General features: G+C 53.9%; 9 protein-coding genes. All 9 read left to right on the top strand.

The features are described from left to right. Nucleotides 1–96: 96 nt before the first annotated feature. A complete protein-coding gene (locus NSU18_RS15330; protein ID WP_341023414.1) occupies nt 97–993 on the top strand; it encodes an SDR family oxidoreductase in 897 nt (298 codons plus the stop codon). A gap of 676 nt (nt 994–1,669) precedes the next feature. Continuing rightward, nucleotides 1,670–2,371 carry an ABC transporter ATP-binding protein gene (locus NSU18_RS15325; RefSeq protein ID WP_341023416.1) on the top strand — a complete coding sequence of 234 codons (702 nt, stop codon included), beginning with the start codon at nt 1,670–1,672 and terminating at the stop codon, nt 2,369–2,371. Nucleotides 2,372–2,384: 13 nt separating this feature from the next. Continuing rightward, nucleotides 2,385–4,928, top strand: coding sequence for an ABC transporter permease (locus NSU18_RS15320; RefSeq protein WP_341149430.1), 2,544 nt, complete (start codon nt 2,385–2,387; stop codon nt 4,926–4,928). Nucleotides 4,929–5,471: 543 nt separating this feature from the next. Continuing rightward, on the top strand, nt 5,472–7,217 hold the full coding sequence (locus NSU18_RS15315) for an ABC transporter substrate-binding protein (protein ID WP_341149429.1): 1,746 nt from the start codon (nt 5,472–5,474) through the stop codon (nt 7,215–7,217). Nucleotides 7,218–7,339: 122 nt separating this feature from the next. Next, entirely contained in the window at nt 7,340–8,311 is a 972-nt protein-coding gene (locus NSU18_RS15310; protein WP_341023427.1) for an ABC transporter permease, read from the top strand. A 68-nt stretch (nt 8,312–8,379) separates the two neighbouring features. Further along, the gene (locus NSU18_RS15305) at nt 8,380–9,330 is read left to right on the top strand and encodes an ABC transporter permease (RefSeq protein WP_341151049.1); all 951 of its coding nucleotides are present in this window, start codon (nt 8,380–8,382) and stop codon (nt 9,328–9,330) included. Next, nucleotides 9,297–10,313: an ABC transporter ATP-binding protein gene (locus NSU18_RS15300; protein WP_341149428.1), complete on the top strand. Its 1,017-nt coding sequence runs from the start codon at nt 9,297–9,299 to the stop codon at nt 10,311–10,313. The genes NSU18_RS15305 and NSU18_RS15300 overlap by 34 nt, the downstream gene beginning before the upstream one ends. Next, nucleotides 10,310–11,335, top strand: a complete 1,026-nt coding sequence (locus tag NSU18_RS15295; protein ID WP_341023430.1) for an ABC transporter ATP-binding protein — start codon at nt 10,310–10,312, stop codon at nt 11,333–11,335. Before NSU18_RS15300 ends, NSU18_RS15295 begins: the two co-directional genes overlap by 4 nt. Nucleotides 11,336–11,558: 223 nt before the next feature. Then, a complete protein-coding gene (locus NSU18_RS15290) occupies nt 11,559–12,893 on the top strand; it encodes a hypothetical protein (RefSeq protein ID WP_341149427.1) in 1,335 nt (444 codons plus the stop codon). Nucleotides 12,894–12,913 lie beyond the last annotated feature (20 nt).

Genomic DNA, 12,913 nt, shown 5'->3' with positions numbered 1-12,913 from the left:
ACTCATACATAATTCGTTTAAGAAAAAGGGAAGCTGGTTACATAGAAAGAGTCAGAAGCCTACACAATCAGAAGCGAACAGAGGAGGAATATTATCATGAGTAATCAATATAAGATTCAAGATCCTGTGCAGCAATATGAAAAGGCTACGCCGGAATTCGAGCAGCAGCAGCCCAGCCCCGGCCTGGAGACGAAGATGCATCCGCGTCCCGATGACGGAGCGGGCACCTACAAGGGCAGCGGACGGCTCACCGGACGGAAAGCAGTAATCACTGGAGCGGACAGCGGAATCGGGCGGGCGGTGGCGATTGCTTTTGCCCGTGAAGGCGCGGATGTGGTATTGGCATATCTGCCGGAGGAAGAAGCTGACGCGAAGGAAGTGGTTAAGCTCGTAGAGGAAGCCGGCCGCAAGGCAGTGGCCCTGCCGGGCGATCTGAAGGACGAGAAGTACTGCGAGCAGTTGATTGCCAAGGCCGTAGAGGAGCTGGGCGGGATTGATATCCTGGCTAACATCGCCGGTAAGCAGCAGTTCGTGAAGACAATAGCCGATCTGACTACAGAACAGTTCGATGCTACCTTCAAGACGAATGTCTACTCGCTCTTCTGGCTCTGTAAGGCAGCGGTGAAGCATATGAAGCCGGGTAGTACGATTATTAATACATCCTCGATTCAGGCCTATGAGCCTTCAGAGATTCTGCTGGATTACGCCACCACCAAGAGCGCGATCAATACCTTCAGCAAGGCGTTCGCCCAGCAGGTGGCGCCGAAGGGAATCCGGGTGAACGTTGTCGCACCGGGACCGGTATGGACTCCGCTTCAGGTAAGCGGCGGACAGCCGGAGGAAGTCCTGAAGGAGTTCGGAGCCAAGACCCCGCTGGGACGCCCCGGCCAACCGGCTGAAATGGCCCCGGCTTATGTATTCCTGGCCAGCCAGGAATCTAGCTATGTCAGCGGCGAGACCCTGAATGCCAACGGCGGAATGCCGACCCCATAAATTAAGGTTGAGTAGCATCATCGGGCAAGAACATCGGGTAAAAACCTCCGTCAGGAGGTTTTTTGCTGTGAGGGGAAAACTTGCTGGCAGTCTGCGTCACCTGGATTCAGCGGGGACTTAGCTGCCGTGGCAGCCGGAGCAGCCGGAGGATGAAGCTTCATTCTTTTGAGGGAGAAATGGGCTAGGAGAAGAGACTGGCAGGCAGATCAGCAGGAAATAGTTGGATGAATGGCATTAGCTAATTAAGGTTGGGTCTAATAACAGACAACAGTTGGAAAAAAGCCACTTAAATCCGCCCGTTTCATCTAAAATAGCAAAATTGACCTGATTAGATGCTATTTTTCCACTTGCTTCCGGAAATATATTGGTAATCCGGGAATTAAGATACGTTTTTCCACTTGCTTACACTTGCTGCGACCCGCCTGGCTTGCTCCGGGGTCCTTCCGCTTGCTCTTCTTACTCGCGCGTGCTCCACGTCCTTCCGCGTGCTCCAGGTACTCGCCTGCTCCGCGTACGTGCCGCGAAGCGGCGGGTTTCCTTTTCCGCGAGGAGGTGCAATGCGTGATGCCCCTACTTTTGCCATCATAGGGGGTTCATGTGCTACACTTGAGTCATTGAATCGTATCTGCCAGTTCTGGTGCATTAGCGGTTTGTGGAGAAGACAGGAGGAGACGGCATGGCATTTGTAACGGTGAAGGACGAATATAAGCGCTATAAGATGGGGGAGACCCTGATTGTTGCCAATGACGGCATTGCGTTCGAGATTGAGAAGGGTGAATTTGCTGTAATTGTAGGGCCCAGCGGGGCAGGAAAGTCAACGGTGCTTAACATACTGGGCGGGATGGATTCCGCCGACGAAGGCCAGGTCATTGTGGACGGTACTGACATCGCACGTTTCAGCGCCAAGGAATTGACCGGCTACCGCCGTAATGACGTGGGTTTCGTGTTTCAGTTCTATAATCTGGTCCCTAATCTGACCACCCTGGAGAATGTCGAGCTGGCTTCGCAGATTTCGCCCCGGGCGCTGGATGCCCGGAAGGTGCTGGAGGATGTAGGCCTTGGCGCGCGGCTGAATAACTTCCCGGCCCAGCTCTCGGGCGGGGAGCAGCAGCGCGTGGCTATTGCCAGAGCGCTGGCGAAGCAGCCGAAGCTGCTGCTCTGTGATGAGCCGACCGGTGCGCTTGATTACAACACCGGCAAGCAGGTGCTTAAGCTGCTGCAGGATACCTGCCGCGACACCGGCACAACGGTGATTGTGATCACGCATAACCTGGCGATTGCTCCGATGGCCGACCGGGTCATTGAAATTAACAACGCCAAGGTACGGAAAATGGTGAAGAATCCAGCACCGGTATCCGTGGAAGATATCGAATGGTAAGGGGCCGGAAATGATGAAGAAACGGGCACTATGGAAGGATGTTTTTCGGGAAATCGGCCGCACCAAGGCGAGGTTCCTCTCGATCTTTGCGATTATTATGCTGGGGGTCAGCTTCTTCTCCGGGATCAAGTCGGCCGGGCCGGATATGCTGGATACCGCAGCAACGTATTATAAGGATCTGCGGCTGATGGATCTGCGGGTCCAGTCCACTTACGGCCTGTCGGAGCAAGGGATTGAACAGCTCCGGGGGATACCCGGGGTGCAGACGGTTCAGCCTGTATACAGCTCCGATGTCTTTCTTGGCGACAGCGGGCTGATTGCCAAGGTCTATTCATATACAGACAAGAATGAACTGAATGGCTACAAGCTCACCGCCGGGCATCTCCCGGCAGCCTCTGGAGAGATTGTACTGGATGAACACCTGCGCGAACAGGACAAATTCAAGCTCGGCGATTCCATTACCTTCGGCGGGGAGGCGGGGGAGCAGCCCGAACAGAGCTTCCGGACCAAGACCTATACCGTAGTAGGCTTCGCGCAGAGTCCGCAATATATTGAGACCGCGAACCGCGGAACCAGCCGCATCGGCAAAGGGACCCTGGATGCGTTCGCCGTCATCCCGGAAGGGGATTTCACACTTCCTGTATATACGGAGGCATACCTCAGCTTCAAGGATACGGCTGCCCAAACAGCTTATACGCCTGCGTATGACAAGCTGATTGAGCAGCATCTTTCCGGGGTGGAGGAGGCGCTGAAGGATTACCCGGCGCAGCGTCTGGAAGAGCTGAAGGCGGAGGCGGTAGCGGCGGCCCAGCAAGGGACCAAGCAGCAGCCGCCGCAACAACAGGCAGCCGCCGTCGCACAGAGCCAGCCGGAGCTGCCCAAGGTATATGTGGCAGACCGCACGATTAACCCGGGATACGCCGAATACAAGGATAATGCGGACCGTTTGTCTGCGATTGCGTCGGCTTTTCCGGTATTCTTTTTCCTGATTGCAGCGCTTGTCAGCTTAACGACGATGACCCGCATGGTGGAGGAGCAGCGGCTCCAGATCGGGACGATGAAGGCACTTGGATACGGCTCTATGGACATTATGACCAAGTTTCTGGTGTACGGAACACTCGCCAGCATAGCGGCGTCAATTGCAGGTCTGGCGGTCGGCTTCACGTTCTTCCCGGACCTTATCTATAATGCTTACAGCTCGCTCTATAACCTGCCGGATGTGATCAAGAGCTTCTATCCTTCTTACGCCGTTATTTCCATCATCGTGGCGCTGGTCTGTACAACGATGACGGCGATGATCGCTTCCCGGGTGGAGCTGCGGAGCAACGCCTCTGTGCTGATGCGGCCCAAGGCACCGAAGAGCGGGCAGCGGATTCTGCTGGAGCGCTTCACCTTCCTGTGGAGAAAGCTCAGCTTCGTGCAAAAGGTGACGGCCCGCAACCTGTTCCGCTACAAGCAGCGGATGTTCATGACCGTTATCGGGGTGGCAGGCTGTACCGCGCTGATCCTGACCGGCTTTGGGCTGAAGGATTCCATCGGCAGCATTACCGAGCGGCAATTCGGCGGGATTATGAAATACAGCGCCCTGGTGGCTCTGCATGATAATGCAGCCGCCTCAGATCAGGCTTCCTATAAGAAGCTGATTGAACAGGAGACTGCGGTAACAAGCACGCTGAATGTGCTGCAGGAGGCTATGACGGCCCGGGCCAAAGGCGTGAACGACCAGGAGGTGCGGATCTTTGTTCCCTCGGATACAGCGGAGCTGGCGTCTTTCGTTAATCTTAAGGACCGCAGCACTGGTAAGCCGCGTGTATTAAGTGACGAGGGCGCGGTCATAACAGAGAAGCTGGCTAAGCTGTACGATGTGGCACCCGGGGATATGATGACGCTTCTTGACAGCAACAATGAGCCATTCCAGCTCAAGGTAGCGGCGGTCACTGAGAACTACGTGCTGCATTATGTATACATGACCCCGGTTTACTACGCGAAGGTGTTTGGCAAGGAGCCGGTCTATAATACGCAATTATTGAACTACAGCGGCAAGGATAAAGCGTGGGAGAGCGCCTTCGGGGAGAAGCTGACTGCGAATGGACAAGTGGCCTTGGTCAGCTTTTCCAGCGGAGTGGGAGAAGCCTTCGAGGAAACTATGGACAGTATGGATATCGTCATGGTGGTGCTGATTGTCTCTGCTGCCGCGCTGGCCTTCGTGGTTCTGTACAATTTGACCAATATTAACGTGTCCGAGCGGGTCCGCGAATTGTCTACGATTAAGGTGCTCGGCTTCTATGATAAGGAAGTCACTCTGTATATTTACCGGGAAAATATTCTGTTAACGCTGCTCGGCATACTGTCCGGCAGTGCGCTTGGGGTGATCCTGCACCGGTTCGTCCTGTCGACCGCCGAGCTTGATGCCACCATGTTCGCTCCGCTCATCAAGTGGCAGAGCTACATCTATGCAGCGCTACTGACCATACTATTCTCAGGGATCGTAATGGCTTTCATGCACATCAAGCTCAAGCGGATTCATATGATTGAAGCACTGAAGTCGGTAGAGTAGTTCAGTCACGATTTTGTCAAAAAAAATCAGCATTACAAGGAAGGATAATGAGCCGGGGGCAGAGGGAGCCCGGTGCCATTATTCTTCTTTTTTATGTGATTTATGATGAATAGTGTCGAAATTACGCGAAAATAATAAGAATGTGTCATATAAACTAACCTTATTAAACTCATTACAATAATGAGAAAAAGGTTTATTTACAGTTATTCCAGAATACATTGGAAGTAAATGTTTCAATAGCAAAAAAGTAAGATTCCTCAGCGATAAATAAAAATATTGACGTAAGATATATTCACATGTAATATAAACCATAATTTATGAAGGAAGCTGTAAGGTTTCCCGCCGGGAAAGTTGTCCCTGACCCTAATTGACCTGCGGTCTATTCACCGCATTCCTTCCATATATATTAGGTGTGATGTTATGTCACATGTAATGCGAAGGCGGTCATTAGAAGTCTTAGGCGCACAACGATCCGGAGCATCCCAGTCTCCCGAGAAGCTTTGAAGAGCAGGAACAAGCACTTAACTAAGGAGGAGTAAAGGAATGGCGAAAAAGAGAAAATGGTGGTCAGGTTTACTAGTCTTATCGTTGGTAGGGGTTCTATTTACAGGATGCAGTACGAATAACACTGCGGGTTCTTCAACAAGTGCGCCTGCAGCCACTACAGCTCCGGCAGAGAGTACGGCGCCTGAGGCTACGGAGGCACCCGCGGCTGACGCGCCGGTTGACGGCGGAACACTGGTTACAAGCTCATTCTCCGATATTGTTAATATTAATCCCCTCTTAGTTAATGATACTGCGTCTGGTGATGTGGCCCAATTCGTCTTTGCCAAGCTGTACAATCTCGACCGTGAAGGCAATGTACAGGCAGAGGATTGGTCGCTGGCTGCCGCGCTGCCGGAGATCTCCGAAGATGGTTTGACTTACACCGTGAAGCTGAAGGATACCGCCAAATGGAGTGACGGCCAGCCCGTCGTTGCAGATGATGTAGTCTATACCGTGGAAACGGCCAAGAATAAGGAGACAGGCTCGCCCCTGATCAGTGCCTTTGATAAGGTGAAGACCGTGGAGAAGATCGATGACCACACGGTGAAATTCACAATGTCCCAGATTTACGCCCCATTCCTGTACGCCCTCGTTCAGGAGGTTGTTCCCGCTCATGTTCTCAAGGATGTGAAGCCGACCGAAATGCAGAAGAACGCCTTCGGTACAGATCCGGCTAAGACCGTTACAAGCGGACCGTGGAAATGGACAGCCTGGAAGCAAGGCGAGAGTCATACCATGGATGCTGATCCGAACTATTGGGGAACTGTGAAGCCTCATATCGCTCAGGTAATCTACAAGATCTATGCTGACCAGAACACTGAGGTTCAGGCGATTATGAAGGGTGACACAGACCATATCAGTGCGATTCCTGTAACCCAGGTTGAAGCAGTTAAGGCTAATGGCAAGATTGATATCATCCAGAAGCCGGGTGCACAGTACGAATATGTTAACTTCAACTTTGACGGCAAGAACTTCCCGGATGGCTATGGCCTGTTCCAGGGACAGAAGACCAGACAGGCGATTGCTCACGCCCTGAACCGTCAAGGGATGGTGGACAATATCCTGAAGGGTGTAGGCGCACTAATGAATGCACCGTTCCTGCCTGATACCTGGGCTGACCCGGGTGATGCTGCTGTGAACTATGATTACAATGCCGAGACGGCCAAGAAGCTCCTGGCTGAAGATGGCTGGGTTGCGGATGCCAAGGATGGCATTCTGGTAAAAGACGGCCACCGCTTCTCCTTCGAGCTGCAGTATAATGCCGGCAACAGCCGCCGTGAACAGGTAGCGGCTGTTATCCAGCAGAACCTGAAGGATGTCGGTATTGAAGTAAAGCCTAAGGCGATTGATTTCGCTGCATGGATTGACCAGAACGTAACGCCGGGTAAATATCAGGCGCTGCTGCTGGCATGGTCCCTGAGTACACCAGACCCGGATGCAGAGAGCATTTTCTCCTCCAAGTACTTCCCGCCTGCCGGACAGAACAGCGGCTGGTATAAGAATGAGAAGCTGGATAAGCTGTGGGTAGACGGATATTCTACGGTAGATCAGGCTAAGCGCAAAGAAGTCTACAAAGAAGTAGGTAAAGAAATCTCGACCGACCTTCCTTATGTATTCCTGTATCAGTATGGTCAGGCGATCGGAACAGGACCTAGAGTGCACTGGGCAGAGGAGGATGCTCCTGAGCCGTCACTGGGCTACGGACAGTTCTTCCACGCTATCAAATGGTGGGTAACCGAGTAACGTACCGACTAACTGAATAGACTTGCGGGAGGTGAAAGAGATTTCTCTTTCACCTCCCCCTTTTGTATAAATGGGGGGGCCTTCCGTAATCTATCGCCTTACCATCTCTAGGAGGATAGCCAATGACAGAATACCTGATACGTAGAGTGCTTCAATCGGTACTGGTCATCTTTCTGATTACCATACTAACCTTTCTTCTCATCCATGCGGCTCCGGGCGGCCCTACACAAGTGATGCTCGCACCGGGACTGACGCCGGAAATATTTGCGCAGCAAGCCAAGAACCTGGGACTGGATCAGCCGATTTATATACAGTATTTCCGCTGGATCGGTGACCTGCTGCAAGGAGATCTGGGATATACCTTCAAGAACCATATTGCGATCTCAGACCTGCTCTGGCCGCGTATTGGCAATACCATAATCCTGATGGGGGCGGCTTGGCTGGTATCGCTGCTAATCGCAATTCCCTGGGGAATCTATAATAGTACCAAAGTCTATGGTTTATCGGATCAGACGGCTTCGTTCATTTCTTATCTGGGCTTCGCCATGCCGACCTTCTGGTTCGGGATTCTATTGCAGCAGTGGCTGTCGCTCAAGCTGGACTGGTTCCCATTGTCGGATATGCATACAAGAGGCAAGGAAGACAGTATAGCTGATTTATTCATGCATCTGGTGCTGCCGGTTACCGTGCTGGCACTTGGGTTCCTGGCTTCTTATATGAAGTATGCGCGGGCCAGTATGCTGGAGGTGCTGGATCAGGATTATATCCGGACGGCACGGGCCAAAGGCGTCAAGGAACGGAAGGTCGTCTTCCGCCATGCCCTGCGCAATGCACTAATTCCAATTATTACGATACTAGGTCTTGATCTTCCGATCCTGGTGGGAGGGGCCGCACTAACAGAGAATGTATTCAACTGGCCGGGAATGGGCCGTTGGTTCGTAGAGATGGCCACTGCACGCGAATATTCGGCACTGATGGCTGTGACGATCGTCACGGCTGTGATGGTCGTCATTGGCAATCTTCTGGCAGATATACTGTATGTCGTAGTTGATCCCCGGGTGAAGCTCGGCAAGCAAGGGGGGAAGGCAGCATGAGTACAGACAATACAGAGCTTATCAAAGGGAAGGTATCCAAGCCGCTGGGAACGCCGGATATAAGTCCGATGCCGGGCGGGACCGACCCGGAAATTCCCGTGGCGGATATGGACAGACCTCCCGGCCCGTGGAGAGTGCTGTGGAAGAAGTTTTCACGCAATCCTTTTGCCATGGGCGGGTTGGCCGTCCTGCTTATCTTTGTGCTGCTGGCGATCTGCGCACCGTTCCTGACTTCCTATGGGCCGGAGAAGATTGATCTGATGTTCGCCAACCTGAAGCCGGGGGCGGAGGGGCATCCCCTCGGCACCGACGAGCTGGGCCGAGATATTCTCAGCAGGCTGCTGTACAGTGCGCGGATCTCGCTGCTTATCGGTTTCTCTGTTGCCTTTGTATCCGTACTGGTCGGATCGGTGGTCGGTGCGATCTCAGGTTACTTCGGAGGATTCGTGGATACGGTATTCATGCGGATTGTTGACGTCATGAACTCCGTGCCGTCCCTGTTCCTGAATATCCTGGTTATGGCTCTATTCGGTACAAAGATCGAATTCATGATCCTGATTCTGGCGTTCACGAGCTGGATGAGTATTGCCCGGCTGGTCCGGGGAACCTTCCTGCAGCTGCGGGAAATGCAGTATGTGGAGGCGGCCAAAGCAATCGGCGTATCCAGCTGGGGGATCATCTTCCGGCATCTGCTCCGCAACGCAAGCTTCCCGATCATTGTTAATGCCACGTTGATGGTCGGCGGCGCGATTCTCAGCGAATCCGCATTGTCCTATCTGGGTCTTGGTATCCAGGCTCCGGCTACGAGCTGGGGGCTGATGCTTAGCAACGCGCAGGAGTTCATGCTAATTGATCCGATGCAGGCGGTATATCCGGGCTTTTGTATCCTGATGGTGGTGCTGGCGGTTAACTTTATCGGCGACGGCATCCGGGATGCCCTTGATCCCAGACAGCAAGTGACCAAATCCCGGAGGAGGCTGGAACAATGGCGCAAAAACTACTCGAAATCCGGAAGCTAACCGCCGGCTTCGCGACAGAGAAGGGGCTGCTCAAAGCAACCGACGGCATCTCTCTTACGGTAAATAAAGGTCAGACGGTCTGTATTGTAGGCGAATCCGGCAGCGGCAAAAGCGTCACCTCGCTGGCGATCATGCGCCTGATCGATTATGCGGGCGGTATGATCCTGGATGGACAGATTGACTTCCATGGACAGGATCTGGGGCGCAAGAGCCAGGAGGAGATGCGGGAAATCCGCGGCAACCAGATCGCGATGATCTTCCAGGACCCGATGTCTTCGCTGAATCCGGTCTTCACCATAGGCGAGCAGATTGCTGAGAGTCTGCGGCTGCATCAGAATAAGAAGGATGCAGAAGCGCTGAAGCTGGCGGTAGATCTGATCCGATTGGTGGGCATACCCGCACCGGAAATACGTGCAAAGCAGTATCCGCATGAGCTGTCCGGCGGGATGTGCCAGCGCGTAGTCATTGCGATTGCGCTGGCCTGTAACCCTGAACTGCTGATTGCCGATGAGCCGACCACCGCGCTTGATGTTACCGTTCAGGCGCAGATTCTGGATCTGCTGCGCAAGCTTCAGTCGGAGCTTGGGATGTCCATCCTGCTGATTACCCACGACATGGGGGTTGCCGCCGAGATGGCGGACCGCATTGCTGTCATGTACGCGGGTGCTATCGTGGAAGAGGGCGGCGTGGAAGAGATCTTCGACCATCCCAGCCATCCTTATACGGTAGGGCTGCTCCAGTCGATTCCGGGGTTTGAAGGCGGACGGGGAGGCGAGCTCTATACGATCAGTGGAACGATTCCGCCGATAGGGCAGCTGCCTGCGGGCTGCCGCTTTCACCCGCGCTGTCCGCATGCCATGGACATCTGCCGGAGCCAGGAGCCGCCGGATTTCATGATCTCCGATGATCACCGGACCGCCTGCTGGCTGTTCAAGGATCAGCCGGTTTCAGCGGATACCAGCAGGGAGGCGAAGCGCGCATGATGAATAGGGCAGCAACCGTACCAGACCGTAAACTACCGGCTTCTTCTGAAGTGCTGGTGGAAGTTAAAGATATTAAGAAATATTTCCCGATCACCAAGGGCCTGCTTAACCGGACCGTCGGGCAGGTGAAGGCGGTGGATGGAGTCAATCTGGCGATCCGCCAAGGTGAGACGTTTGGGCTGGTTGGCGAATCCGGCTGCGGCAAATCCACCTTCGGACGGGTACTCCTCCGCCTGCAGAGTGCGACCGGGGGGCAGGTGTTATTCAAGGGCCAGGATATCCATTCGCTGGGTTCGCGTGACATGCGGAAGCTGCGGGAAGAGATGCAGATTATTTTCCAGGACCCGTTCGGGTCGCTGAATCCGCGCTTTCTCGTCAAGGATATTATCGGCGAGCCGCTGCGTATTCACTGGAAGATGTCCGGCAAGGAGATCGATGCCCGGGTGGTCGAGCTGATGGAGCTGGTGGGTCTGGATGCCAGCCGCCGGAACCGCTATCCGCATGAATTCTCCGGCGGACAACGCCAGCGTATTGGCATCGCCCGGGCGATTGCGCTGAATCCGCAATTTATTGTGGCCGATGAGGCCGTGTCTGCGCTGGACGTATCCGTGCAATCCCAGGTTATTAACCTGCTGATGAAGCTGCAGAAGGAGCTGGGACTAACCTTCCTGTTCATTGCGCATGGTCTTAACGTAGTCCGGCATATCTCTGACCGTGTTGGGGTCATGTATCTGGGTAAGCTGGTGGAGGTAGGAGAGACGGAGGAGCTGTTCGCGGCTCCGCTCCATCCGTATACTGCCGCCCTGCTCTCGGCTATACCCAAGCCGACACCAAGGCGCAAGCAGGAGCGAATTATGCTGGAGGGGGATGTGCCCTCCCCGGCCAATCCGCCCTCCGGCTGCCGGTTCCATACCCGCTGCCCGTTCGTCCAAGACAAATGCCGCTTAGTGGAGCCGCTGCTGGAAGAGGTCCTGCCAGGCCGTCCGGTAGCCTGTCATTTCCCGTTACTTCCGAAATCCTGACTAAGGATTACCTTATGCTGTACCGAAGAGGAACGCTGCTGAATCTTACGCAGTGTTCCTTTTTTTGTATGGCCCATTCAAACTAATCATTGTGCTGCAGGCATTTCTATAAGAAAATGAGAAAAAGACGGATTGAAGACTACTTAATACCGCAAAGGCTGCGGAACCGGAGGCTATGGTGAAAAAGGTCAATACAGCAATTTCAGCGTTCTTTATACTTGTTATGATAATAGCTGTCTGGGTATGGGCCGTGTCCGTGCATACCTGGACCCTGGCGGGGACCTTAGCTTCCCTGCTCTGTCTGGCCCTGTTTATCTGGACGGGCCTGCGGGCCATTCCCGCTATAACCGGATACATTATGAGCCCAGGCGCACTGCGGACGGTGAATACGGACGACTCGCCGGAGGAACGGCAGCGGACCTGGTGGAAGATTGTGCTGTGGGTGATCGCTAGCAGGGTGCTGTTGATCCTGGCGGCTTATGTATTCTGGGTGCTTCGTGAGGGAGGCTCCGGCAGCTTGTTCTCCCGGTTCATTGAGATGTGGCATATCCGCGGAATTGATGCGATGTCCTATCTGGGCATTGCCGAGCGGTGGTATGTGACGGAAGGGGACCCCAGATTTCATATTGTATTTCTGCCGTTCTTCCCCGTTATGATCAAGCTGGCGCAGTTCTTCACAGGCAATTATATGGCTGCCGGATTTGTTGTAGCCAATCTCTGCACGCTTGCAGCAGCGTTGTTCGCCTATGAACTGGCCCGGCTGGATATGGGGCGCAGGAATGCCCTGCGGGTAGTGAAGTACATCTTCATCTTTCCGTCGGCCTTCTTTTTCTTCCTTCCCATGACGGAGGCTTTGTTCCTGCTGCTCTCCCTGATGGCGCTGTATTTTGTGCGCAAAAAGCGCTGGCTGCTGGGCTGTCTCTGCGCGGCGCTGGCCGGATTCACCCGTTCCCCGGGAATTCTGCTGGCCGTGCCGATTGCCGTGGAATTTGCCCGGGAGCTCGCCGCTGGCTACAAGTCAATGGACCGGAAGGCTTTTACGAATAAGCTGATCTTGGCTGTCCTCTCCCTGGTGAGCGTCTCGTTCGGTCTGCTGGCTTATCTCTACATCAATTACAATGTGACGGGCAACGCGTTCCAGTTCAGTATTTATCAGCGGGAGCACTGGTCGCAGCGGTTCTACTTCTTTTTCGATACCGTGAGATATCAGATGGAATATGCGGTGAATACCTTCAAGGATGCCGATTACCGGACGTTCCTGGGACTATGGCTGCCGAATTTGTGCGCAATCCTCCTGGTTCTCTTCATGATGCTCCGCAGTGCGAAGAAGCTTAATCCTGCTTATATGGCGTACCTGATCGCCTATTTCGTCTATGTGGTGGCCCCGACTTGGCTGCTGTCTGCTCCGCGTTATTTCGCTGTAGCTTTTCCGCTGGCCTTCGCCGCTGTGCTGTTGACGGAGGATAAGAAGTGGAAGGATATCCTGCTGACGACGCTATTTATTGCGGGGGGTCTCCTGTATCTGGCGGTGTTTGTATCCGGTTATCCGGTCTATTAGTGTGTACTAGAAATTACAGA

Origin of the sequence: Paenibacillus sp. FSL H8-0048, from assembly GCF_038002825.1 — a bacterium.
Lineage (GTDB): Bacteria > Bacillota > Bacilli > Paenibacillales > Paenibacillaceae > Paenibacillus_AQ.
The sequence above is the reverse complement of the archived record's forward strand: the minus strand, read 5'-3'. Positions and strand labels throughout refer to the sequence as shown.